The sequence below is a fragment of the Pseudomonas sp. S11P7 genome (assembly GCF_023195435.1).
Classification (GTDB): domain Bacteria; phylum Pseudomonadota; class Gammaproteobacteria; order Pseudomonadales; family Pseudomonadaceae; genus Aquipseudomonas; species Aquipseudomonas fluorescens_G.
In genome coordinates, this window is record NZ_JALPKS020000002.1 from 1,525,832 (window position 1) to 1,550,637 (window position 24,806).

The window sequence follows — 24,806 nt, forward strand, 5'->3', positions numbered from 1 at the left end:
GGAGAGGGAGCCGATTTGTGGGGGCTTCAGAACTTGAGTTCGACTCGGTATGTCATGTCGGCGTACCTCTTCCAATCACCACGGTCAGTTCCCTCTCCCTACGGGCGGTCCGACGTTTCGGGAGGGCTAGGGTGAGGGGCTTTTGATCAATCTGGCTCCACCTGAAGTTTCATCCCTCCATCCTGCAGAGGCTCCGTCTCTCGAACACTGCCCTGAAGCGTGCGCCCACCCACTTTCACCACGACTATTTTCGCCTGGTCCAGATCATCCGGCACCGGCGCCTTGACGCATAAGGTGAAGCGGTAAGGATCGTTCGCAACCGTCTCGAGCCCAACCTCACAATCCACGGTTTTGCTGATCTGGCCGAAGAATGTGGTCAGGCCGTAGTCCAGTCGCGCCGGGTGGTAAAGGATGTCCATCAGCGTTTCCCTCTGGTCCGCGGGCGGTCGGGTGGTTAATGGGTCTGGCGCCAGGTGACGTTTTCCAGGCCGAATTTTTCCGCCATCGGTTTGCTGGTCTTTTGTACCTTTTCACGGCCAAAGCGCGGGATTCGGCCGACGCCGGCGTCGCAGCTCGCCCAGTGCCAGGCTTCGGCATTGTCCATTTTGTCCGAGCGGATAATGAACGACTTGGGCGTACCGTGAAGGGTGTAGTCGATAACAAAAAGTTTTGCGTTGTTCATAAAGCCGGTATTCCTCCCTGTGGTAATTAACGGATCGCAGGGCGTCGCGAAAATTCAGTCGGATTGTCCGACGGTAGTGATGATTGGCGAGCGTAGGGCGCGCTGGTTACCATGGCGCCTTCGCCAACCCCGATGAATGCTTGCCATGGCCCTTGCTGCGCCCCCCGATCTGAGTGACCCCGATGTGCCGGTGCAACCGCTGGCGCGCACCTATCCGCGCGGGCTGTTCATCGAGCCGCATGAGCATGTCTGGGGGCAGTTGCTGTATGCGATGAGCGGGGTGATGTGGGTCGAGACGCCGCACGAAGCGCTGGTGGTGCCGCCGCAGCGGGCCGTGTGGTTGCCGCCGGGTGTGCCGCACGCCATTCGCGTGGTGTCGGATTTGCAGATGCGCAATATCTACCTGCGCCCGGCGTTGGCGGCGACGCTGGATACGACGGTGCAGGTGATCGAGGTCGGCGGTTTGCTGCGTGAGCTGATTGTCGGCCTGGTGGCGCAGGGTGACAGTGGCGACCCGGAATACTACGAGGCGCTGGTCGGTCTGGCCTTGCTCGAGCTCAGACGCGCACGGCGTTCTTCACTGAAGGTCCCGCTGCCGGATGATTCCGATCGGCGCCTGATGAACGTGTGTCAGGCGGTGATGGCGGCGCCGTCGCTGGCGCTGCCGTTCGAGCAGCATGCGGAAAACGCCGGGGCCAGCGTGCGCACCCTCGCGCGGCTGTTCAAGGACAGTCTCGGCATGGGCTTCGCCGAATGGCGGCGGCAGGTGCAACTGGCGACGGCGGTGGCGGAGTTGATTCAGGGCGTGGCGGTGCGCGGGAGCTGGGTTACTCGCCGAGCAGTTTCAGTGACATGTTCCGGCGTGAGCTGGGGTGGCGCCTTCGCAATTTGTGATGGAACACAATTAATCAGACCGATGTAAATCCAATGTGGGAGCGAGCCTGCTCGCGAATGCGGTGTATCAGCACGCTCATCCGGCGCTGAGGAACCGCATTCGCGAGCAGGCTCGCTCCCACAGGGTTCTTCGCTGATTGCGACGGGTTTGGCCGAAATCCAGAAGTCCTTGGCCGGTAGCCTTCGGTCCCCCTCCCTAAACTCTGCCCATTCCTTTCAACGGCGGAGTGCCTCCATGAATTATCTGATTTCGCTCGCCATCGGCCTGGGCGTCGGCCTGTTGTACGGCGCACTGGATGTTCGTTCTCCAGCCCCGCCGGCCATCGCGCTGGTGGGCCTGCTCGGCATGCTCGCCGGTGAACAGTTGTGGCCGATGGGCCGGCAGCTCGTCGCCGGTTGGTTGTCCTGAATTTTCCTCTCTTTGGTGGATCGTTCCATGAAAGCTCTGCAATTCGATAAAACCGGCGACCTGTCTTCCCTGCGTTACACCGAGGTGCCGACACCCGTGCCGGGCCCGGATGAAGTGCTTGTGCAGATCAGAGCGGCCGGCCTCAACCCCAGCGATGTGAAAAACGTTCTCGGGCGTTTTCCTTACACCACGCTGCCACGGATTCCCGGGCGGGACTTTGCCGGGGTGGTGGTCGAAGGGCCGCAAGCGCTGATCGGTCAGGAAGTCTGGGGAACGGGCCGTGAACTGGGCTTTTTCGCCGACGGCTCCCATGCGCAGTTCGTCAAACTGCCGGCCGGCGGTATCGCGCATAAACCGTCGCACTTGAGTTTCGCTCAGGCCGCCAGCCTCGGCGTGCCGTACACCACCGCTTGGGATGCGCTGGAGCGCAGTCTGGTGAACGCCGACACGCGTTTGTTGGTGATTGGCGGCGGGGCGGTGGCGACAGCGGCGTTGGCGCTGGCCAAAGTGCGCGGCGCGCAGTTGCTCGCTGCGGCGCGGCGTCCCGAGCAAGTGGCTGAGTTGCAGGCGCAGGGGTATCAGACGATTCAGCTGGATCAACCCGAAGACCTTGGTGCGCAGGTCAACGCGGTGTATCGCGGCGGCGCCGATGTGATTTTCGACACCACCGGTTTCTGGCTGCCGGCGTCGGTGGCAGCGTTGGCGACGTTCGGGCGCATTGCAATCATCGCCGCGCCGGTAGACGGCCACGTACAGCTGCCAGCACTGGCGCTTTACCGCAAGGGCGGTTCGGTGGTGGGGATCAACTCGTTGTTGTATGGCGTTGAAGCGTGTGCGGCGATGCTTGAGCAGTTCGGGCGGTTTTTCGATGAGGATCGTTTGCCGTTGCCGCAGGGGCTGGTCGAGGTGCCGATGGCTGAAGGGCTCGCTCGGTATGCCGAAGTAAATCAGGGCGGCGGGGACAAGATCATCCTCATACCCTGACTCACTTCGAATTTCTCTAACAACCTGAAACCTGTGGGAGCTGGCTTGCCAGCGATGGCGATGGAACAGGCGAGAGAAAGGTTGCCTGAGCTGACGCAATCGCGGGCAAGCCCGCTCCCACAGGGGGCTGAGTCGGCCTTAAGAGGCGGGGACGCCTTTTTCCCACGCCGACCAGTTTTCCAGAATGTCCTGCACCAGCGGGTTACCGGCCCGATACAGATTTTCCAGCGCCGGCACAAACCCACCCTGATCGGCGTATTTGAGCAGGTTGTCGACTTCGCTGCCGCCGGGTTGCGGGCGATCGAAATCGGAGCCGGCGCGGACCACGGCGAGGCGTTGCACGTCGACCAGGCCTTCGCGGCTGGCGCGTAGCAGCGCTTCATACGTGGAGTTGTCTTCCTGCTGCGTTGTGCAGTATTCGCCCTTGTTGTCGGTCAGCAGCCTGGTCCAGACCTCGGCTCGTTCGCTCAGGCGCGTGCCGGAAAACCAGGTGTTGCCGGCCAGCGTATCGCAGCGCGTCACCACCGGTGGCTGGTTGGCCGGGGCGGACGGATATTTCTGCCGCCACGCCGCCGATTCCTTGCTCTCGCTCAGTACCACTTTGTGGCTCAGCGCGAAGGCCTTGGCTTGCAGTGTCGGGTTGAGTTCGAAGACTTCGGTCTTGTAGTCCAGCGGCGGTTTTTCGTTCGGGCCTTGGGTGTTGATGCCCAGATAACCGGTCGGCCAGCTCGCCGGGGCGTCGCGCGAATCCAGCTCCCACTGCGTGCCAAACTCGACCAGATAATGCGCCCATGCGGCGGTGCCGATGGTGCCGTGTTTTGGGCTGATGCCGGCAATCCCAGCGATCAGAAAGTAACTTTTACGCAGGTCGAATTTCGGCGACAGGGCCAGTGCCAGGGTCGAGGCAGCAGCGTTGGTCTGGCCCATGCCGGTGGTCAGCAGACACACCTGCTGGGCGTTGCAACGAATGTTCGGGTATTCGGCGGATAGGCCCGGCACGCGGATTTCCTGCTTCAGCTCGAGCCGATCGATCCAGTGCTGCGCCTCAGGGGCGAACATGGTGATCAGCACGACTTTCGGTTGAATCGGTGCCTCGCTCGCCCATGCAGTGGAAGCGAGCAGGGCCGCGCCGGCCAGGGTCAAATGCTTTATGGCTTGCATGCAAAACTCCTTGAGTCAGAACTGATAACCGATGCCGGCGTAGTAACCCCAGCCGTTGGAACGCGCACGGAAATTGCCGTCGCCGAAATTCAGCTCGCTGCCGTCATCCCAGTTGCCGCCGTTATGGAAATAGCGGCCGACCAGGGTGAAGCGCAAGTGCGTGAACGAGTAGAGCAAGACGTTGGTGGCCACCGTCGCGTTGGCGGTGCGCGCCGGGTCGTCCTTGTGCAGATCCGAGCCAAAGTCGAAGTTGGTGAAGCCAATGTAGGTCAGCGACGCGCCGTTGCTGAATTTATCGATGGGGATGATGTATTTGAGCTGCGCGCGGTAGCCGTCCCACGAATACTCATTGCTCGCGCCGTAGTTTTCCCACTGATAGCGACCGTACAGGTTGGCCGACAGATTGACCCGCGAGTGCGTATCGATGTCGGTGCCGAAGCCGCTGTAAAGCGTGTTGGCGCGGTTTTCCTTGCGGCTGCCGTGGTCGTAGATCCAGTCGAACGCCACGTACCATTCCTTGAACGGACCGATGGCCAGGCTGCGGCCGGCGAGGTAGTCGATGGAGATGCGCGGCTCGTGCTCCATGAACACCGGCGAACCGTGATCCCACACGCCTTTGTCGTGGCTGTTGCCGATGTTGAAGATCTTCGGCACGTCGACATAACCGTAGAGTTCGAACGGGCCTTTGCGGCCGAAATACTCGTATTCCAGATAAATGTCGTCGGCCGGTTGCGGGCCGAAGCTGATGTCCTTGCTGCCGATCAGGGTCAGGTCCTGGTTGTACCAGTCCGACAGGTACGCACCTTTTTTCGGTGGGCTGGCCTCGGGGCTGAGGGTCTCGCCCTGAGCGGATTCTTCGGCGGGCGCCGGTTGCGCGAGAGCGCTGAGGCTGAGAAATCCGGTAACGCCGGTCAGTAGCAGGAAACAGCGCAAGTGCGCAAAAACGGTGCGCGATGAGACGAGGCGAGGTGCATGCAAAGTCCTTTTTGTGGATCCGGGCCCGCAGTTCCGTGGGCGATTACGGTTTGTCACGAAAACGCTGGCATGGGTGACAAGCAAACGTTTGCACAAGGCGTACCAGATTTGGCAAGGCGCTGAAATGTCGGAGCTTTCGCGGTATTTCATGACGGATCGATCAGATACGTGTACCCGCACAGAATTCTTTAGCAGCGAGGGTGTTCGCCAGGACGTTTGGCAGACGCCTGCGCCGATGACCCTCGCCGCGCTCTGCTAGAATCCGCCCCATTCATTGCCAGAGACCCTCCCATGAGCGAGCCGATTCGTCTGACCCAATACAGCCACGGCGCCGGTTGCGGCTGCAAGATTTCCCCGCAGGTGCTGGAAGTGATTCTGGCCGGCAGCGGCGCACAGAACCTCGACCCCAAACTGTGGGTCGGCAATGCCTCGCGTGATGACGCGGCGGTGTACGAGATCGATGCCGAGCGCGGTGTGGTGTCGACCACGGATTTTTTCATGCCGATCGTCGATGATCCGTTCGACTTCGGCCGCATCGCCGCGACCAACGCGATCAGCGATATCTATGCGATGGGCGGCGATCCGCTGATGGCGATCGCGATCCTCGGCTGGCCGGTCAACGTGCTGGCGCCGGAAGTGGCGCGGGAAGTGATTCGCGGTGGCCGCTCGGTCTGCGACGCGGCGGGCATTCCGCTGGCCGGCGGGCATTCGATCGATGCGCCCGAACCGATTTTCGGCCTCGCGGTAACCGGTCTGGTGGAAAAGCGCCACATGAAGCGCAACGACACCGCCACCGCCGGTTGTCTGCTGTACCTGACCAAACCACTGGGCATCGGCATCCTCACCACCGCCGAGAAAAAGGGCAAGCTGCGCGCCGCCGACGTCGGCGTGGCCCGCGACTGGATGTGCACCCTGAACAAGCCCGGCAGCCGTTTCGGCAAACTCGCCGGCGTCACCGCGATGACCGACGTCACCGGTTTTGGCCTGCTCGGGCATCTGGTGGAAATGGCGGACGGCAGCCAGCTCACCGCGCGCATCGCCTATGACCGCGTGCCGCGTCTGGACAGCGTCGAGTATTACCTCGATCAGGGCTGCGTGCCCGGCGGCACCTTGCGCAATTTCGACAGTTACGCAAAACAGGTCGGCCGCGTGCAAGAGCTGCACAAACGCGTGCTGTGCGACCCGCAAACCAGTGGCGGTCTGCTGATCGCCGTGACGCCGGAGGGCAACGACGAATTCCTCGCGGTTGCCGCCGAACTGGGCCTGAGCCTTGCGCCAATCGGCGAGCTGGTCGAGCGACAGACGAACGCAGTCGAGGTGATTTGATGCTCCGCGACTGCACCGACTACCGTGACATTTTCCTCAACGACCGGCCGCTGATGGACGCTCGCGCGCCGGTCGAGTTTCACAAGGGCGCGTTCCCCGGCGTGGTCAACCTGCCGCTGATGAACGATGCCGAACGGCAAAAAATCGGCACCTGCTACAAGCAGCACGGCCAGCAGGCGGCGATCGAACTGGGCCATCAATTGGTATCCGGCTCAGTGAAGGCCGAGCGTATCCAGGCCTGGGCCGATTTCGCCCGGGCGCATCCTGATGGTTATCTCTATTGTTTTCGTGGCGGCCTGCGCTCGCAGATCACCCAGCAATGGCTGCGCGACGAGGCCGGCATCGACTATCCGCGCGTCGGTGGCGGCTACAAGGCGATGCGCAGTTTTCTGATCGACACCCTTGAACAGGCCATCGCCCAGTGCGATTTCGTTCTGCTCGGCGGCATGACCGGCACCGGCAAGACCGAAGTGCTGGTGCAACTGCGCAATGGTCTGGACCTGGAAGGGCACGCCAATCATCGCGGTTCGAGCTTCGGCAAACGCGCGACCGGGCAGCCGTCGAACATCGATTTCGAAAACCGTCTGGCCATCGACATCCTGAAAAAACGCGATGCCGGTATCGAGCAGTTCGTGCTTGAGGACGAGAGCCGGGTGGTCGGCAGCTGCGCCTTGCCGCTGCCGCTGTATCAAGGCATGCAGCAGTACCCGATGGTCTGGCTGGAGGACCGCTTCGAGGATCGCGTCGAGCGGATCCTGCGTGATTACGTCACCGATCTGGCGGCGGAGTTTTCAGCGGTCCACGGCGAGGAGGGTTTCACGCTGTTCGCCGAACGCCTGCTCGAAAGCCTGAACAACGTGCAGAAACGTCTGGGTGGCGAGCGCCATCGACGCCTGTTTCTGATGATGGAAGACGCACTGGCCGAGCAGGCCCGCAGCGGCGCGGTGGACTTGCATCGCGGCTGGATCGAAGGCTTGCTGCGCGAGTATTACGACCCGATGTATGTGTTCCAGCGCGAGAAGAAGGGCGGGCGGATCGAGTTTGCCGGGGAGCGGGGGCGGTGATTGATTATTTGCGCGAGCGGGTGAGTCAGAGGGTCTGATTGCGCTTTTGCTGGCCCCATCGCGGGCAAGCCCGCTCCCACAGGTATTGTGGGTGTACAGGTCATTCATGCACACCCTCATACCCTGTGGGAGCTGGCTTGCCAGCGATAGGGCAAGATCAGGCGATACCAAACTCAGGTCGGGCAAGTGTCCTTGCCATGATCCAGCCCCTGCTTGTAACTGTGGCTCTGCAGGCTCGCTTTGCCGTTGTGCCAGGTCAGGGTCAGCACATACAGCGAGTCGAAATCATTGCCCGCCCAGTCTTCGGTGATGTTCTGTTTCTTGCCGACCGCGTTGCCCGCGACCTTGTTGATCAGCTCCGGCAGATAGCCGTGTGACCAGGCGGTGTAGATCGTCGAGTTGTGGTACTTCTCGTCCAGCAGTTCGCGGGCCAGGTCACTGGTGTCATTGGCCGAGAACTCGATGTTCACCGGCAGGCCGAGCTTGATCGCGGCGGGGCTGATGGTCATCAACGGGCGAATGTAGCTGTAGGAATTGTCCAGCTCGCCTTCCTCGACATTGCGCGTCGGATTGGCGGCGAACACGTAGTCGGCCTTGCCGAATTTTTCCGGCAACAGCGTCGACAGGTCGATGGCGCGGTTCAGGCCCTGGCAGTTCAATTGACCCAAGCCGCCTTCGGGTTTCTCGGCGTGGCGCAGGAACACCAGAGTCTGCGTGCCGTCCGCCGGCTGCGCGCGACTCTCGCTGGACTCCAGCGACAGCGCCAGCGCAGTCACGGCCAGCAGCGAGGGCAGGGCCACGTATGCACGGTGTTTGAATCGTTTGGCGAAACGCATAAGGTTCGTCATGAAATAAAGAGTTCTTCAGCAAATTCAGTTAGGGCTGACAAACCTTTACACCGCAGGCTGCCGGCGCCGGGTGTTTTCCATGTCGTGAACAGCGTCCTCTGCAAAAAGGCATAGCTCAGAGTCATCCTGGGCCGTTTGGTTCGATTCGGCCCGCCGCGCGGCACTTTAACGGCTGACTTTGCGGGCTTGGGCGCAGGTTAGCGACAGGATGTTACGGTTCGTGTAGGCGCTGCGGCGGGCCTGTTTTATGATCGGCTTCTAATTTGTGACTGGATGCTTCCCATGACCGATCTGTCCGCGTTCCCGATCACCCAAAAATGGCCGGCGCAGTACCCTGACTGGATTCAGCTCTATTCCCTGCCGACGCCCAATGGCGTGAAAGTCTCGATCATGCTCGAAGAAATCGGCCTGCCGTACGAGCCGCACCGCGTCGGGTTCGACACCAACGACCAGACCTCGCCAGCGTTTCTGTCGCTGAACCCGAACAACAAGATTCCGGCGATCCTCGATCCGCATGGCCCTGGCGACCAGCCGCTGCCGCTGTTCGAGTCCGGCGCCATCCTGATCTATCTGGCCGACAAAAGCGGCCAGTTGCTGGCTCAGGAAGGCGCGCTGCGTTACGAGACGATCCAGTGGCTGATGTTCCAGATGGGCGGGATCGGCCCGATGTTCGGCCAACTCGGTTTCTTCAACAAATTTGCCGGCAAGGATTACGAAGACAAGCGCCCGCGCGACCGTTACGTCGATGAAAGCAAACGCCTGCTCAACGTCTTGAATACGCGCCTGGAAGGGCGTGACTGGATCATGGGCGAGCGTTACACGATCGCCGATATCGCCACGTTCCCGTGGGTGCGCAACCTGATCGGTTTTTACGAGGCGGGTGATCTGGTAGGGATTGAGAACTTCCCCAATGTCACGCGGGTGCTGGAGCGGTTTGTCGCCCGTCCTGCTGTTGTCCGCGGCCTCACCATTCCCTCCTGACTTTGAGGTGTTCACATATCCCATGTGGGAGCTGGCTTGCCAGCGATGGGGCCGGCACAGTCGACATAAAGGGTGACTGACTTGACGCCATCGCTGGCAAACCAGCTCCCACAAGGAATGAAGGTGTGTTCTGAAGATTATTGCGAACCCGGTAACGCTCTCTTGATTGATCCAGGTTTGTACCCCAACACCCGCAAGGCATAAGCTTCGCCCCCTACGACTTTCGTCTCACCCGCCGTTTTCAGGAAAGGCCCCATGTCCAGTCAGTTCCCCGAAGCACGTCCCCGCCGTCTGCGCCGCAATGCGAGCCTGCGCAGTCTGTTCCAGGAAACCGAGTTCAGCCTGAACGATCTGGTCCTGCCGATCTTCGTCGAAGAAGAGATTGACGACTTCGTGCCAATCACCAGCATGCCCGGTGTGCAGCGCATTCCCGAGCGCAAGCTGGCCAGCGAAATCGAGCGTTACGCGCGCGCCGGGATCAAGTCGGTGATGACCTTCGGCGTCTCGCATCATCTGGACAGCAACGGCAGCGACACCTGGCGTGAAGACGGCCTGGTTTCGCGCATGTCGCGCATCGCCAAGGACGCCGTGCCGGAAATGATCGTCATGTCCGACACGTGCTTTTGCGAGTACACCGATCACGGCCACTGCGGCGTGATGCACAACCATGAAGTCGACAACGACCAGACCCTGATCAACCTCGGCAAACAAGCCGTGGCGGCAGCGCGTGCCGGTGCCGACGTGATCGCGCCATCGGCCGCGATGGACGGCCAGGTGCGGGCGATTCGTCAGGCGCTGGACGCGGCCGGGTTCACCCAGATTCCGATCATGGCTTATTCGACCAAATTCGCCTCGGCGCTGTACGGGCCATTCCGTGAGGCCGGTGGCAGCGCGCTGAAGGGCGACCGCAAAAGCTACCAGATGAACCCGATGAACCGCCGTGAAGCCCTGCGCGAGTCGCTGCTCGACGAACAGGAAGGCGCCGATGCGTTGATGGTCAAACCGGCCGGCGCCTACCTCGACATCATCCGCGACATTCGTCAGGCGTCGAACCTGCCGCTGGCGGCGTATCAGGTCAGTGGCGAGTACGCGATGATCAAGTTCGGCGCCCAGGCCGGCGCCATCGATGAAGATCGCGTAGTGCGCGAAAGCCTTGGCGCGATCAAGCGCGCGGGTGCGGATCTGATCTTTACCTACTTCGCGATGGATCTGGCATTGGCCGGGATCTGAACAACACCGCATAACCTGTGGGAGCTGGCTTGCCAGCGATGGCGTCGGCACAGACAAAATCATGCTGACTGATCTACCGCTATCGCTGGCAAGCCAGCTCCCACAGGATTCATGGTGTTCCTTGTCAAGTGCAGTTGAAGAACGGCCGGATCCCGTGATCGTGGAAGTACCGTTCGATCACCTTCGGATCGGCACTGTTCTCGGCAATCGCCACGTACGTATCCGGGCGCAGCAGGTAAAACCCGTTGCGCGCCAGTCCCGCCGTTTCAAACGCCGGGCGCCAGTCGAACATATGCAGCGGCAAATGATGTTCAGTGCACCAGGCGATCATTTCGTCGCTGGTGTCGCCGTAGACATGCACCTGCCAGCACGGCTGGCGTAGCGGTTCGTAGTTATCCCCCTCACCATCATGAGCCCACGGCAAGCGATCACCGCCATGGACATGCCCGGCTGCGCCTGAACTCAGCGGCATGCCGCGATAGTTGAGGGTGACTTGCGACACGGTGCGGAAGAGGAATTCGCGACTGGCTTCGAACGAGGCCATTTTCGGGATCAGAAACGGCGCCACACGCATGCGCAGCAGATCCGCCAGCCGCCCCTCGGCGGTGACAAAGCTGAAGACCTTGTCGGTGGTCGATACCAGGCGCCGCGCGAAGGCGATGCGTTCGGTTTCGTAGCTGTCGAGCAGGCTTGCCTCTGCGCCGCCGCTGAGCACCGCGGCAAGTTTCCAGGCCAGGTTGATCGCGTCGCCGATCCCGGTGTTCATGCCCTGACCGCCGGCCGGGCTGTGCACATGCGCGGCATCACCGAGCAGAAACGTGCGGCCACTGCGAAAGTGCTCGGCGACACGGTGATGCACACGGTAGGTCGAGAACCAGTAGACGTCTTCGATGTGCACCTTCAGATGCTCGATGGCGCGGCGGCTGACGTCGCTGAATTGCAGGGTTTCGGCGCGATCCGCACGCTCGTCGCGCACGGTGCCGATCAGCCGTGCACGGCCTGCGCCGGCCAGCGGAAATACCGCGAGAAAGTCCGCTTCGTCGAGGTCCAGGTGCAGCTCGCCATTCATTGCCGGGCCGCTGGCCTTGACGTCCGCGACATAGAAAACCTGCTGATAGGTGCCACCGGGGAAACCGCTGTCGAGGCTCTTGCGCACCACCGAGCGGGCGCCATCACAGCCTGCGAGGTAGCAGGCCTGACAGATTTCCTGCTCGCCGTTGGGCAGGCGCAGATGTGCGGTAAGGCCGTCGCCAGTTTCTGCAAAGCTTTCCAGCGTGGTGTCGCGTTCGACCGCAATGCCATAGTCTTCGAGGCGCTCGATCAACAGCCGTTCGTGTTCATCCTGCGGGAAAATTTCGACGAAGGCGTACGGCGTCAGGCCTTCGCCGATGCGCTTAAGCGGCAGCTGCGCCAGCGGTTTGCCGTTGACCCAGAAATTCGCCGCCGCGACCCGATGGCCGTTGCGCACGATGGTCTCGCTGAGGTCCAGTTGCCGATACAGCTCCAGCGTGCGCGCCTGCACCGCCAGCGCCCGCGAAGTGGTGCCGGGGGCTGAAGTTTTATCGATGATCCGCGCTCGCACGCCAAGTTTGCTCAGCCACAGGGCCAGCACCAGCCCGGTGGGGCCGGCGCCGATGATCAGAACGTCGCTGCGGTTCATGGCGCTGTCCTCTTTTTGCTGTGGAGCAAGTATGGATCAGCGGGGGAGGGAGGCCAGTCTGGTCGGCTGGACGGGATCGAAGAGGGCGCTGTCCTGGCGTATGGCGGGGAGTATGTGGCGCGAATTAGGACCGGGCCCCTCATCGGAACGCCGCCCGCCCAGCCCTCTCCCGAGGGAGAGGGCTGGGCGGGGGCTTTTCAAGTCCTGAGTCCGGCTGGATATGTCAGGCCGGCGCAATTCGCAAACACACCTCGGTCAGTTCCCTCTCCCTCTGGGCGGTCCGACGTTTCGGGAGGGCTAGGGTGAGGGGCTGTTGATCTTCCGGTGGCGGTCAGAAATCAATCGTGCCGGACAACTTCGCCACCCGCGGTTCACCCTGCGTCAGGTAGCCGCCCTGCGCCGATTCCCAGTAGCGCTTGTTCGCCAGGTTCTCCACACCAAAGCGCAACGTCACGTCCTTCTCCGACACCTTGAACGCATACCGCGCGCCGGCGTCGAAGCGGTTCCAGGTCGGCAGGCTGAGGTTGTTCGCCGCATCGGCGTATTGACCGCCAGTGCGCAGCATCCGCGCGTTCAGCGCGACGCCTTGCAGGCCGGGCACATCCCAGTCGGCGCCGGCGTTGAACTGGAAGGTCGGCACGCCGATCGCGTGATTGCCATCGTTGGCGCCGTTGAGGGTGTTTTTCAGTTCGGTGTTCATCAGCGTCAGGCCGCTGATCAGGCGCAGGCCCTGAATCGGCTCGCCGAACACATTCATTTCCACGCCCTTGTTGACCTGCTCGCCTTCGCGCACGTAGGTGCAGGTGCTGGCGCTGGTGATTTCGCAGTAGCCATCGCTCGGTTGCTCGATGCGATAGACACCCAGGCTAGCGCCGTAGGTGCCCATGTCGACCTTGACCCCGACTTCAGTCTGCTTGGAGCGCGCCGGCGCGTAGACTTCGTTGCCGTTGGTCACCCGCAAGCCACCGGAGCTGGTCGGCGAGGTCGGGCCCTGCGCGAGGCCTTCGATGTGGTTGGCGTAGAACGACACGTGGTCCCACGGCTTGAACACCACGCCATACACCGGCGTGGTGATCGATTCGTCGTAGCTCGACGAACGCGGGCCGCTGCCATAGCTGGCGTAGCTGTAACCCTGCACCACCAGTTGCTGACGACGCAGACCGGCGGTGACCAGCAGGCGATCGTCGAAGAAGCCGAGGGTGTCGGATAGCGCCACGCTGCGGTTGAACGTCTTGCCGACGATGCCCGGATCATTCAGGTCGCCGCCGGCGAAGTTGCCGACCGGCGCCGGTGTGGTGATCGGGTGATCGATGTTGTTGGCGTAGCGGGTCAGGTCGAAATCATAAGCGCTGCGCTGTTCAGCCCAGATACCGGTCAGGCCGAAGTTGAGTTTGTGGCTGACCGGGCCGGTGTTGAATTTGCCGTTGAGGCCGGCCATGACACTGGTGTTGTCTTCATCATGGGGCACGAACGAGCCGGTGGTGAACGACGCGCCGCTATTGCCTACCAGGGTGGTCGAGTTGTAGCGCCCGACTTCGCGGGTGTGTTTGGCGCCGCCGGCGGCGTACGCGGTCCAGTTGTCGTTGAGGTCGTACTCGGCGCGGAGCATGCCGAAGGTGTCTTCGATCTCGGTAAAGCCCCACTTCGGCGCGTAGTTGGTGTCAGCCGATGGCGCGTCCGGCAGGTGCGTGGCGGTGCCGAGGTTGACCGAGCTGCGACCACCGTTGACGCGTTCCTTCTGGTACGCGAAATCACCGGACAGGCGCAGCGCATCGCCGCGGTAGTCGAGGCCGATGGCGAACAGTTTCGAGCGTTGGTTTTCGTGGTCGATGCCGGTGTCGCCTTCGCGCTGGGACAGGTTGATTCGCGCGCCGAAACGGTTGTCTGCGCCGAAGCGCTGGCCGATGTCGAAGTGGTGACCGATGCGGCCTTCACTGTTGATGTCGGTGGTGTAGCGGCGCAACGGTTCGTCACCGGCGCGCTTGGGTTGCAGGTTGACGCCGCCGCCGATACCGGAGCCGGTCGGGGTCACGCCGTTGATGAAGGCGTTCGGGCCTTTGAACACTTCCACGCGCTCCAGAGCGTCGGTGGAAATGATCTGCCGCGGCAACACGCCGTACAGGCCGTTATAGGAAATGTCGTCGCCATTGAGGGGCAGACCGCGGATCATGAACACCTGGGCCTGGTTGGAGAAACCCGAGGCCTGGCGTACCGAGGCATCGTTGAGCAGCACGTCGGCGACGTTTTCCGCCTGTTGATCCTGAATCAGTTGCTCGGTGTAGGACGCGGCGCTGAACGGCACGTCCATCATGTCCTGATTGCCCAGCACGCCCAACTGGCCGCCGCGGGCGACTTGCCCACCGGCGTAAACCGGCGGCAGGGCATTCAGTGCCGGAGCCTGGGCATTGACGTTGACGTCGTCGAGTACCAGCGCTTTGTTGTCGCCTTCAGCGGCGTAAGCAGTGATGGTCAGGGAGCACAGCAGGGCGAGCAGCGTCGGGCGAAAAGGCACGCTGAGTCGGGCTGGAGTGGGCATGTTCGATTCCTGGAGGCGCGCGGCCGGTTGGAAAAAATAAGGGCGGCGCGGGAACTCCTTGCGCTAATACGACTCCAGGCGCGAATGATAGAGGTTCGCAGTAACGTTTTGCAATCAGTATGTCCGCGCCGGTCGCGGCCCACGTTTTGACGGCGATTGTGTATGGTGGTGGCGCCTCAACGGACTGGATACCGCAACATGCACACCCCTCGCTTACTGATCACCCTCGTGGCTTTGCTGGCACTGGCCGGTTGCGCCAGCCAGCGTGGCGGCGAACCGCTGCCACGCCCACCCGCCGAGGTAAAGGCCGAAATCGTCCGGCTGCTGCCGGCGAAAATCCCCGACCGCCAGGGCTGGGCTACGGACATTTACGCCGCCTTCGCCGCACAGGACATCAGCCCGACCACGCAGAACCTGTGTTCAGTGCTGGCCGTGGCCGAGCAGGAGTCGACCTTTCAGGCCGACCCGAAAGTCCCGGGCCTGGGCAAGATCGCCCGCGACGAAATCGACCGCCGCGCCGCCAAAGTGCACATCCCCAGCCTGCTGGTCAGCGGTGCTCTGCAAGTACGTTCGCCCAACGGCAAGAGCTACAGCGAACGCCTGAATGCGGCGCGCAGCGAGAAAGAGCTGAGTGCGATTTTCGATGATTTCATTGGCATGGTGCCGATGGGTCGCACCTTGTTCGGCGGCTTCAACCCGGTGCACACCGGCGGACCGATGCAGGTCAGCATCGAATTTGCCGAACAGCACGCCAAGGATTACCCGTACCCGGTGGACGGCACGATCCGCCGCGAAGTGTTCAGTCGGCGCGGCGGCATGTACTTCGGTATCGCCCATTTGCTCGGTTATCCGGTCAGTTACCGCGAGCCGTTGTACCGCTTCGCCGATTTCAATGCCGGTTGGTACGCCAGCCGCAACGCGGCGTTCCAGAATGCCGTGAGCCGCGCTTCGGGCATCCCGTTGGCGCTCGATGGCGACCTGATCCGCTACGACTCGATCATGCCCGGCGGCACGGAACTGGCGGTGCGCGCACTCGGCAAATCACTGGGCATGCGCAACCCGAGCATTCGCGATCAACTGGAAAAGGGCAAAACCCTGGAATTCGAAGAGACCAAACTCTACAAGCGGGTTTTTGAACTGGCCGAGCAGGCTGAAGGCAAGCCATTGCCGCGGGCGGTATTGCCGGGGATTGTGCTGCAAAGTCCGAAGATCACTCGCAAACTCACCACCGCGTGGTTCGCCAAGCGTGTGGACGAGCGCTACAAACGCTGCATGGCCAAGGCCGGGTAAAACCGCCAGACATAAAAAACCCGGCTGAGGGAGCCGGGTTTTTCTGCGGTGTTGCGCGTGACGCCCTTCATTCAAGCGTTGCGCAGTTCGTTCAAGCGATCAGCACCGCCTTCTGCAACAGTGTTGCCTTGCAGACGATCGGAGCCATCAGCGGCGACGGTGTTGCCTTGCAGACGATCGGAGCCATCAGCGGCGACGGTGTTGCCTTGCAGACGATCGGAGCCATCAGCGGCGACGGTGTTGCCTTGCAGACGATCGGAGCCATCAGCGGCGACGGTGTTGCCTTGCAGACGATCGGAGCCATCAGCGGCGACGGTGTTGCCTTGCAGACGATCGGAGCCATCAGCGGCGACGGTGTTGCCTTGCAGACGATCGGAGCCATCAGCGGCGACGGTGTTGCCTTGCAGACGATCGGAGCCATCAGCGGCGACGGTGTTGCCTTGCAGACGATCGGAGCCATCAGCGGCGACGGTGTTGCCTTGCAGACGATCGGAGCCATCAGCGGCGACGGTGTTGCCTTGCAGACGATCGGAGCCATCAGCGGCGACGGTGTTGCCTTGCAGACGATCGGAGCCATCAGCGGCGACGGTGTTGCCTTGCAGACGATCGGAGCCATCAGCGGCGACGGTGTTGCCTTGCAGACGATCGGAGCCATCAGCGGCGACGGTGTTGCCTTGCAGACGATCGGAGCCATCAGCGGCGACGGTGTTGCCTTGCAGACGATCGGAGCCATCAGCGGCGACGGTGTTGCCTTGCAGACGATCGGAGCCATCAGCGGCGACGGTGTTGCCTTGCAGACGATCAGAGCCATCAGCGGCGACAGCGTTCTGGTACAGGCGATCCGAGCCGTCGGCGGCGATCATCGTGTGGGCCGGGGTAGCGGCAAAAGCGTTAACTGCGAAAACCGAGAAAGCGATGCTGAGAAGAGTCTGGCGTTTCATGATGGTGTGCTCCGGGGTGTTGTTGGTTGGTATGGAGCTGATGTTACGCCCGGAATTTTTTCTGAGAACTTCATTGCCGTGATGGTGAACATCGATGCCGATGATGGTAGCTGCAAGCCGCGGGATAGAGCCTTAAAGCACCTTCACGGCGCGGCCGATTGCCTGAATCGGCCCGGTCGGTTTGCCGATCGGCGAGCCATTGGCGCCCTCCAGCGTCAGCTCGAACAGCTGGTTCGGTTGCAGCGGCGGCAGTTTATCCAGCGGCACCGACAAGGCCTCGCCCGGTTTGACCAGCCCCAGCGACACCGGCCCTTGCCAACCGTCCGCTTTGGTCCAGAACTCCAGGGCCTTGTCTGCCGGTACCTCGACCACGCCGAGCGGAATCAACTGGATTTCTCGCGAGTTGCTGGCCTGAATCACCCAGCCCGGCGCCTTGTCCTGCGGCGCCACCAGCACTACCAGATAGCTCGGTTTCGGCGGGGTCTGGGTCAATAGGATAGTGCCCAATATCAAGGTCGCAGCAAGGCCTGCCGCACTCAAGCCGCGCCACAGTGGCAACCGATTCCACCACGACGTTGCCGGGGTTTTGTGCGTGAGACGATTGAGGCTGCGTTCGATGCGCGGCCACAGCAGGGCCGACGGTTGCTGCGGTTCGGCCAGATCGGTCAGTTCCAGCAGGCGCCGCTCCCAGGCGTCCACCGCCGCGCGCAGCTCGGGCTCGTTGGGCAAGCGTCGCTGCACCTCGATCCGCTGTTCGAACGACAGCGTGCCGAGCACGTATTCGCTGGCCAGTTCATCACGTTCCTGCGCCGATTCGCCGCTCATCCCATGCACTCCCGCAACGCATTGAGGCTGCGCTTGAGCCACGCTTTAACGGTGCCCAGCGGCGTGCCGAGGCGCGCCGAAATCTGCGCGTGGCTGTAGCCATCGACATACGCATGCAGGATGCAGGTGCGCCGCTGCGGCTCCAGTTGTTCCAGGCAACGGTGGATGCGCGCCGAATGTGCGGCGGCATCCAAGCCGTGATCTTCGACCGCCATTTCGTGCTCGGCACTGAACGGCGTTTCGCGACCGTGATCGCGCAACAGGTTCAGCGCCAGATGGCGGGTCACGCTGAACATCCAGCCACGCGCCGAACCGCGCGCCGGATCAAACCCCGCCGCGCCGTTCCAGATCTTGATGAATGCTTCATGAACGATGTCCTCCGCCAGTGCCGTGTCGCGCACCAGCCGCTTGGCCACGCCGAGCAGGCGCGGACCTTCCTGCACGTACAGATCGTGCAGGGCCGCACGCTCGCCGCGGGCACAGGCGGCGAGACGGGCTTGGTAATCGAAATCGGCTTCGGCTAAAGGCATGGTGTGCAATCTAGCTGACATTCCCCAAACATCCAGACGCCTTGTTACTTGTGGGAGCGAGCCTGCTCGCGAAGGCGGAGTGTCAGTCGAAGCATTTCTGTCTGACCTGGCGCATTCGCGAGCAGGCTCGCTCCCACAGGTGGATCTTCAGTGCTTTTGAAGATTAGCTCGCCGCCCAGAAGATATAATCAGCCTGATATTTCACCACTTCCTGCTTGCCCTTGTTCGCCATCGTGCAGGCGCTGGCCGGGGCTACGCCGCCCTTGAGCGCGACGCGCTGGATGTAGCTCACGCCGCTCATCGCGCCTTTGCCTTCAGCCGGGTTGGCTTTCACCAGTTGATAAGGCAGGTTGCCCGGGCTCGAAGGCGCCACGGCCAGTTGCGTGCCAGTGACTTTCGAACCGTCCTTGGCCTGCCAGGTCGCTGGCGGGCCGAAGTAGGTGCCGACTTGCTTGCCGCTGCGGTCATTGAGCACGGCTTTCGGGCCGACGAAGGTCCACTCGGTCTGGCCGGCCATGTTCGGCTTGTCGCGGCATTCATAAGTGATCTCGCCGACGCCGGTGGTTTCCATGGCGATCTTGTGGCCGTCCGGCACTTTGATGGTGTCGGGATAACTGCTCTGGGCAAAAGTCGTCGAGGTGACGGCGAGCAAACCGGTGAAGCCAATCAGCTGGGTGATGTTCATCCGATGATTCTCCGAAAAGGGTAGAGCGCTGACAGCACAAAAGTGGGCTGTTACAGGGACTACCCGTGGCGGAGGCGATTGGATGCAGTGCCTGAATTTTTTTTTGCTCACCTTGTAACTTGTGGGAGCTGGCTTCCCAGCGATAGCGGTGGGTCAGAGGCGGCAATGTCAGCTGACACGACGCCATCGCTGGCAAGCCAGCTCCCACAGGAATCTTTAGCGGGCTTCAAGCCCGAGGCGTTGAGGAGTTCCTGGGTGTAGGGATGTTGCGGTGCGGCGAAAATCTCCCGCGACGATCCTTGCTCCACCACCTTGCCATCCTTGATCACCATCAAGTCATGCGCCAGCGCATGCACCACCGCCAGATCATGGCTGATGAACAGGTAGGTCAGCCCATGCCGGATCTGCAATTGCCGCAACAATTCCACCACCTGCTTTTGCACGGTGCGGTCCAGCGCCGAGGTCGGTTCGTCGAGCAGGATCAGCGCCGGTTCCAGCACCAGCGCGCGGGCGATGGAGATGCGTTGGCGCTGGCCGCCGGAAAATTCATGGGGATAGCGATGACGGCTGTGCGGGTCGAGGCCGACCTCTTCGAGCACGCGGATCACCGCGGCTTCACGCTCGGCTTCGGTACCGATGCCATGGGTCAGCAAGCCCTCGGCAATGATCTGCTGCACCGACATGCGCGGGCTGAGACTGCCGAACGGGTCCTGAAACACCACCTGAATCTGCCGCCGCAACGGCCGCATCAAGCGCTGGTTGAGCAGGCTCAGTTGCTTGTTGCCGAAACGGATGTTGCCCTCGGATTCGACCAGACGCAGGATCGCCTGCCCCAGCGTCGACTTGCCCGAACCAGACTCGCCGACAATTCCCAGGGTCTTGCCGCGTTGCAGAGTGAAACTGACCCCGTCCACGGCTTTGATGTAGTCCTGCTGGCGACTGAAAAACGCCTTGGGCAGGGGAAACCAGACCTTCAGATCATCAACCTCGAGCAGGTTGTGCTCGTACTGACTCGGCACCGGTGCGCCGCTCGGCTCGGCCTCGATCAGCAAGCGGCTGTAAGGATGCTGCGGTGCGTTGAACAGCGTTGCGCAATCGGCCTGTTCGACGATCTCGCCGTGACGCATCACGCACACGCGCTGCGCGATGCGCCGCACCAGATTGAGGTCGTGGCTGATCAGCAGCAATGACATGCCGAGGCGTTGCTGCAGCTCGATCAGCAGTTCGAGAATCTTCTGCTGCACCGTGACATCGAGCGCCGTGGTCGGCTCATCGGCGATCAACAACTCCGGCTCGTTGGCCAGCGCCATGGCGATCATCACCCGTTGCCGCTGACCGCCGGAGAGCTGATGCGGATAGGCCTTCAAACGCTGCAACGGTTGGCGGATGCCGACCAGTTCCAACAGCTCCAGCGTGCGTGCGCGGGCGGCGCGGCCCTAGAGGCCTTTGTGAATTTCCAGCACTTCACTGATCTGCCGTTGCACCGTGTGCAGCGGGTTGAGCGAGGTCATTGGCTCCTGGAAGATCATCGCGATGCGATTGCCACGCAAGCCGCGCATCTGCTGCTCGCTGGCGTGCAGCAAATCCACGCCGTTGTAGCGGATCGAACCGCTGCTGCTGAGGTTGTTGCCCGGCAGCAAGCGCAGGATCGAATGCGCCGTCACCGATTTGCCCGAGCCGGATTCACCGACCAGCGCCAGGCACTCGCCACGGCGAATATCGAGGTTGACCCCGTGCACCACGGGCTGCCCGGCGAACGCCACGCGCAGGTCGCGAATTTCAATCAGGTTGTCAGTCATGTCAGCTCCGGGGATCGAACGCATCGCGGCAGGCCTCACCAATAAAAACCAACAAGGACAAAATCAACGCCAAAGCGAAAAACGCCGTCAGCCCCAGCCACGGCGCCTGCAGATTGCGCTTGGCCTGGCCGATCAACTCGCCCAGCGAGGCGGTGCCGGCGGGCATGCCGAAGCCAAGAAAATCCAGCGCGGTCAGGGTGGCGATGGCGCCGGTGAGAATGAACGGCAGGTAGGTGAGGGTGGAGGTCATCGCATTGGGCAGGATGTGCCGACGCATCAGTTCGTTATCGGTCAGGCCCAGTGCCCGCGCGGCTTTCACGTATTCCAGATTGCGCCCACGAAGGAACTCGGCGCGCACCACGTCGACCAGCGCCAGCCAGGAAAACAGCGCCATGATCCCCAGCAACCACCAGAAACTCGGCGAGACGAAACCGGACAGAATGATCAGCAGGTACAGCACCGGCAGCCCCGACCAGATCTCCAGTACGCGTTGCCCGAGCAGGTCGACCCAACCGCCGTAATAACCCTGCAACGCCCCGGCGACGATGCCGATCAACGCACTGATGGCGGTGAGGATCAACGCAAACAGAATCGAAATCCGCGTGCCGAAAATCACCCGCGCCAACACATCGCGGGCCTGATCGTCAGTGCCCAGCCAATTGCTCGCCGAGGGCGGACTGGGTGCAGGTTCGGCAAGGTCGTAATTGACCGTGTCGTAGCTGAACGGGATCGGCGGAAACAGCATCCAGCCGCCCTGATCCTCGATCAGCTTGTGTACGTAATTGCTGGCGTAATCCGGCTGAAACGGCAGCTCGCCACCGAAATCGGTTTCCTGATAATCACTGAGAATCGGAAAGTAAAAGGCATCGTGGTAGCGGATCACCAGTGGCTTGTCGTTGGCGATCAACTCGCCACCGAGGCAAATCAGGCACAGCCCGACAAACAGCCACAGCGACCAGCGTCCACGGCGATTGGCCTTGAATTGCGCGACGCGGCGCCGGCCTAGAGGAGACAGTGTGAACATCAGGCAGTCCTCGCCGAAAAATCGATGCGCGGATCAAGCAGGGTGTAGCAGAGGTCGCCGATCAGCTTGATCAACAGGCCGAACAGGGTGAACAGAAACAGCGCGCCGAACACCACCGGGTAGTCGCGCGACACCGCCGCTTCGTAGCTCATCCGCCCGAGGCCGTCGAGGTTGAAGATGGTTTCGATCAGCAGCGAGCCGGCGAAGAACACCTCGATCAGCGCCGACGGCACCCCGGCCACCACCAGCAGCATGGCGTTGCGAAACACGTGGCCATAGAGCACGCGGCGCTCGGTCAGGCCTTTGGCCCGCGCGGTGATCACGTACTGGCGGCTGATCTCGTTGAGAAAGCTGTTCTTGGTCAGAATGGTCAGGGTGGCGAAGCCGCCGATCACCAGCGCGGTGACCGGCAACACCAGATGCCAGAGGTAATCGCCGAGCTTGCCCAGCGTGCTCAGTTGGTCGAAGTCGTCCGAGACCAACCCCTGCACCGGAAACCAGTTGACGTAGCTGCCACCGGCGAACACCACGATCAGCAGAATGGCAAACAGAAACGCCGGCATCGCATAGCCGACGATGATTGCCGTGCTGCTCCAGACATCGAAGGCGCTGCCGTTTCTGATTGCCTTGCGAATGCCCAGCGGGATCGAAATCAGGTAAGTGATCAGCGTCGCCCACAAGCCCAGCGACAGCGACACCGGCAGCTTCTGCACGATCAGGTCGGTGACCTTGGCGCCGCGAAAGAAACTGCTGCCCAGATCCAGCTGCGCGTAGTTTTTCAGCATCAGCCACAGGCGTTCGTGCAGCGGTTTGTCGAAGCCGTAATGGTGTTTGATTTCTTCGATCAGCGCCGGGTCCAGACCACGGCTGCTGCGGCCCGCGCCACCCACCGCGGTGACTTCGCCGCCACCGCCCATGCTGTGCCCGCCAAAACCTTGCAGACGTGCAATGGCTTGCTCCACCGGTCCGCCGGGCGCGGCCTGCACGATCAGGAAATTCACCACCAGAATGCACAGCAATGTGGGGATGATCAGCAGCAAGCGACGACTCAGATAACGCAACATGTCACTGGCCTCCCGCGAGCTGAGCGCGCATCTGCTGGGTGGTCAGCGGCCTGGCCGAGACTTCCCACCAGGTGTTGAGGCCTTCGTCGTACGCCGGTTGCACGGCCGGCATGCCAAAGCGGTTTTGAAATACCGTCGGCGTGCCTTTGGAGTAGTAGTTGGGAATCATGTAGTAACCCCATTGCAGCACCCGGTCGAGGGCGCGGGCGTAATGCACCATGGCTTGGCGGCTGTTGGCCTGGACCAGCCCGTCGATCAGTTGATCGACCGCCGGATCGGCCAGCACCATCGAGTTCGAACTGCCGACCTGCGTGGCACTTTGCGAGGCGTACAGGCTGTACAACTCGCGGCCTGGAGAGACGATCGGATCGCCACTGCGCGGAAAACTGGTGACGATCATGTCGTAGTCGCGGGCGTTGAGACGGTTGATGTATTGCGCCGAATCGATGCGCCGCAGATTGAGGGTGATGCCGATCTGCGCGAGGGTGCGTTTGAACGGCAGCAGCATCCGATCGAAGCCGCCCTGACCGTCAAGAAACGTGAATTCCAGCGGCTCACCGGCAGCGTTGACCAGGCGATTGTGTTGCGGCGTCCAGCCGGCTTCGGCGAGCAGTTTCAGCGCTTGCAATTGCTTGTCGCGGATGTAGCCGCTGCCGTCGGTTTTCGGCGCTTGATACACCGTGGTGAAAACCTCATCGGGGACCTTGCCGCGCAGCGGTTCGAGGATCTGCAATTCCTCGGCGTCGGGCAGGGCGGTGGCGGCCATTTCACTCTTCGGCCAGAAGCTGTTCTGGCGCACGTAGAAGCCCCGCATCATCTGCTTGTTGGTCCATTCGAAATCCCACAGCAGGCTGATCGCCTGACGCACGCGGCGATCCTTGAAGATCGGGTTTTGCAGGTTGAACACGAAGCCTTGGGCGGCGGTGGGTTTTTCCGGGGCGAGGATTGCTTGCTGCAGACGCCCGTCGCGCAGGGCCGGGCTGTCGTAGCCGACGACGTAACCGGACGAGGAGAACTCGCGGTTGTAGTCGAACGCGCCGGCCTGCAACAGCTGCCGGGCGACGTCGGTGTCACCGTAGAAATTCACCGTCAGCGTGTCGAAGTTGTACAGGCCGCGACTGACCGGCAGGTCCTTGCCCCACCAGTCCGGGTCGCGCTGGAAACTGATGCTGCGCCCGGCGTCGACCTTGCTCACCCGGTACGGGCCGCTGCCGAGCGGCGGCTCGAAACCGCCGCCGTTGGCAAAGTCGCGGGTTTTCCACCAGTGTTCGGGCACCACGCGCATCGTCGCCAGATCCAGCGCCAGCGTGCGGTTGAGGTTGTTCTTGAAGGTGAACCGCACTTGCCGCGGGCCTTCGATCAGCACGTCCTGCACATCGGCGTACTGCTGGCGATAACTGAGGCTGCCCTTGGTCATCAGCAGGTTGAAGGTGTAGCGCACATCTTCGGCGGTGATCGGCGTGCCGTCGGCAAAACGCGCCTTGGGGTTGAGGGTGAAACGCACCCAGAGCCCGTCGGGATCGCGCTCGAGCTGCTCGGCGACCAGACCGTAAACGGTGTAGGGCTCATCGAGCGAGCGAAACGCCAGCGGCGCATACACCCAGTCGTTGACCTGCACCACGGAAATGCCCTGATCGGCATACGGGGTGATGTAGTTGTATTGGCCGATTTCCATCGACGCGCGGCTGAGCGAACCGCCCTTGGGCGCCTTGGGATCGACGAAATCGAAATGCTGGAAATTCGCCGGATACTTCGGCGCCTCGCCGTACACCGTCAGCGAATGGCTGCCGGCGGCCAGCGCCGAGGGGCCGGAGCACAGCAGCGCGCTGCCAAGCAGCAGGGCGGCGATGTTGCGCATGAATCTCATGAAGTCACTCCCCAAAATCCCTGAATGGTCA

The 24,806-nt window shown here is 62.0% G+C and carries 20 protein-coding genes and 3 pseudogenes; 8 read left to right on the forward strand and 15 right to left on the reverse strand.

What is annotated here, in order from left to right:
* Positions 1-146: 146 nt before the first annotated feature.
* Both M0746_RS07110 and M0746_RS07115 read right to left on the reverse strand, forming a co-directional pair.
* On the reverse strand, positions 147-419 hold the full coding sequence (locus M0746_RS07110) for a hypothetical protein (protein WP_258448625.1): 273 nt from the start codon (positions 417-419) through the stop codon (positions 147-149).
* Positions 420-454: 35 nt separating this feature from the next.
* The gene (locus tag M0746_RS07115) at positions 455-682 is read right to left on the reverse strand and encodes a DUF6555 family protein (RefSeq protein ID WP_090284584.1); all 228 of its coding nucleotides are present in this window, start codon (positions 680-682) and stop codon (positions 455-457) included.
* Between the two features lie 145 nt (positions 683-827).
* Here M0746_RS07115 and M0746_RS07120 point away from each other — a divergent pair.
* The 3 genes and pseudogenes from M0746_RS07120 (at position 828) to M0746_RS07130 (ending at position 2,969) form a co-directional block, all read left to right on the forward strand.
* Positions 828-1,590: pseudogene (locus M0746_RS07120) on the forward strand (AraC family transcriptional regulator).
* Between the two features lie 221 nt (positions 1,591-1,811).
* Complete coding sequence (locus tag M0746_RS07125) at positions 1,812-1,985, forward strand: XapX domain-containing protein (RefSeq protein WP_258448626.1); 174 nt, start codon at positions 1,812-1,814, stop codon at positions 1,983-1,985.
* Between the two features lie 27 nt (positions 1,986-2,012).
* Positions 2,013-2,969 carry a quinone oxidoreductase family protein gene (locus M0746_RS07130; RefSeq protein ID WP_208940515.1) on the forward strand — a complete coding sequence of 319 codons (957 nt, stop codon included), beginning with the start codon at positions 2,013-2,015 and terminating at the stop codon, positions 2,967-2,969.
* A gap of 138 nt (positions 2,970-3,107) precedes the next feature.
* On the opposite strand, the gene M0746_RS07135 is transcribed toward M0746_RS07130, so the two are convergent.
* Positions 3,108-4,130: a purine-nucleoside phosphorylase gene (locus M0746_RS07135; protein ID WP_258448627.1), complete on the reverse strand. Its 1,023-nt coding sequence runs from the start codon at positions 4,128-4,130 to the stop codon at positions 3,108-3,110.
* Between the two features lie 15 nt (positions 4,131-4,145).
* Complete coding sequence (locus M0746_RS07140; protein WP_446731260.1) at positions 4,146-5,063, reverse strand: nucleoside-specific channel-forming protein Tsx; 918 nt, start codon at positions 5,061-5,063, stop codon at positions 4,146-4,148.
* A gap of 333 nt (positions 5,064-5,396) precedes the next feature.
* Here M0746_RS07140 and selD point away from each other — a divergent pair, with 333 nt between their 5' ends.
* Positions 5,397-6,431 carry a selenide, water dikinase SelD gene (selD, locus tag M0746_RS07145; protein ID WP_258448629.1) on the forward strand — a complete coding sequence of 345 codons (1,035 nt, stop codon included), beginning with the start codon at positions 5,397-5,399 and terminating at the stop codon, positions 6,429-6,431.
* A pseudogene (gene mnmH, locus M0746_RS07150) lies at positions 6,431-7,533 on the forward strand (tRNA 2-selenouridine(34) synthase MnmH). The gene selD and the pseudogene mnmH overlap by 1 nt, the downstream one beginning before the upstream one ends.
* Before the next feature lie 135 nt (positions 7,534-7,668).
* Here mnmH and M0746_RS07155 read toward each other — a convergent pair.
* Positions 7,669-8,343, reverse strand: coding sequence for a histidine phosphatase family protein (locus M0746_RS07155; protein ID WP_258448630.1), 675 nt, complete (start codon positions 8,341-8,343; stop codon positions 7,669-7,671).
* A gap of 282 nt (positions 8,344-8,625) precedes the next feature.
* On the opposite strand from M0746_RS07155, the gene M0746_RS07160 reads away from it, so the two are divergent.
* Together M0746_RS07160 and hemB are read left to right on the forward strand one after the other, a co-directional pair.
* Positions 8,626-9,324, forward strand: a complete 699-nt coding sequence (locus tag M0746_RS07160) for a glutathione binding-like protein (RefSeq protein ID WP_208940521.1) — start codon at positions 8,626-8,628, stop codon at positions 9,322-9,324.
* 255 nt (positions 9,325-9,579) lie between these two features.
* On the forward strand, positions 9,580-10,554 hold the full coding sequence (hemB, locus tag M0746_RS07165; protein ID WP_208940522.1) for a porphobilinogen synthase: 975 nt from the start codon (positions 9,580-9,582) through the stop codon (positions 10,552-10,554).
* A gap of 124 nt (positions 10,555-10,678) precedes the next feature.
* On the opposite strand, the gene M0746_RS07170 is transcribed toward hemB, so the two are convergent.
* Positions 10,679-12,214 carry an FAD-dependent monooxygenase gene (locus M0746_RS07170; RefSeq protein WP_258448631.1) on the reverse strand — a complete coding sequence of 512 codons (1,536 nt, stop codon included), beginning with the start codon at positions 12,212-12,214 and terminating at the stop codon, positions 10,679-10,681.
* A gap of 331 nt (positions 12,215-12,545) precedes the next feature.
* Positions 12,546-14,750, reverse strand: coding sequence for a TonB-dependent receptor (locus M0746_RS07175; RefSeq protein ID WP_258448632.1), 2,205 nt, complete (start codon positions 14,748-14,750; stop codon positions 12,546-12,548).
* Positions 14,751-14,948: 198 nt separating this feature from the next.
* Between M0746_RS07175 and M0746_RS07180 the strand changes: the two genes are divergently transcribed.
* The gene (locus tag M0746_RS07180; protein ID WP_258448633.1) at positions 14,949-16,040 is read left to right on the forward strand and encodes a DUF1615 domain-containing protein; all 1,092 of its coding nucleotides are present in this window, start codon (positions 14,949-14,951) and stop codon (positions 16,038-16,040) included.
* Between the two features lie 71 nt (positions 16,041-16,111).
* On the opposite strand, the gene M0746_RS29170 is transcribed toward M0746_RS07180, so the two are convergent.
* The 8 genes and pseudogenes from M0746_RS29170 to M0746_RS07220 all read right to left on the reverse strand — a co-directional run bounded on the left by M0746_RS29170 (position 16,112) and on the right by M0746_RS07220 (position 24,775).
* The gene (locus M0746_RS29170; RefSeq protein WP_342454852.1) at positions 16,112-16,981 is read right to left on the reverse strand and encodes a hypothetical protein; all 870 of its coding nucleotides are present in this window, start codon (positions 16,979-16,981) and stop codon (positions 16,112-16,114) included.
* A gap of 132 nt (positions 16,982-17,113) precedes the next feature.
* The gene (locus tag M0746_RS07190; RefSeq protein WP_258448634.1) at positions 17,114-17,806 is read right to left on the reverse strand and encodes an anti-sigma factor; all 693 of its coding nucleotides are present in this window, start codon (positions 17,804-17,806) and stop codon (positions 17,114-17,116) included.
* Positions 17,803-18,336 (reverse strand): sigma-70 family RNA polymerase sigma factor, encoded by a 534-nt coding sequence (locus tag M0746_RS07195; RefSeq protein WP_258448635.1) that lies wholly within the window; start codon positions 18,334-18,336, stop codon positions 17,803-17,805. Before M0746_RS07195 ends, M0746_RS07190 begins: the two co-directional genes overlap by 4 nt.
* A 163-nt stretch (positions 18,337-18,499) precedes the next feature.
* Positions 18,500-19,021 (reverse strand): DUF3455 domain-containing protein, encoded by a 522-nt coding sequence (locus M0746_RS07200; protein ID WP_258448636.1) that lies wholly within the window; start codon positions 19,019-19,021, stop codon positions 18,500-18,502.
* Between the two features lie 107 nt (positions 19,022-19,128).
* Positions 19,129-20,820 (reverse strand): annotated as a pseudogene (locus M0746_RS07205) (ABC transporter ATP-binding protein).
* A 1-nt stretch (position 20,821) separates the two neighbouring features.
* A complete protein-coding gene (locus tag M0746_RS07210) occupies positions 20,822-21,844 on the reverse strand; it encodes an ABC transporter permease (protein WP_258448637.1) in 1,023 nt (340 codons plus the stop codon).
* On the reverse strand, positions 21,844-22,908 hold the full coding sequence (locus M0746_RS07215; RefSeq protein ID WP_258448638.1) for a microcin C ABC transporter permease YejB: 1,065 nt from the start codon (positions 22,906-22,908) through the stop codon (positions 21,844-21,846). The genes M0746_RS07210 and M0746_RS07215 overlap by 1 nt, the downstream gene beginning before the upstream one ends.
* Before the next feature lies 1 nt (position 22,909).
* Entirely contained in the window at positions 22,910-24,775 is a 1,866-nt protein-coding gene (locus tag M0746_RS07220; RefSeq protein WP_258448639.1) for an extracellular solute-binding protein, read from the reverse strand.
* Positions 24,776-24,806: the final 31 nt, after the last annotated feature.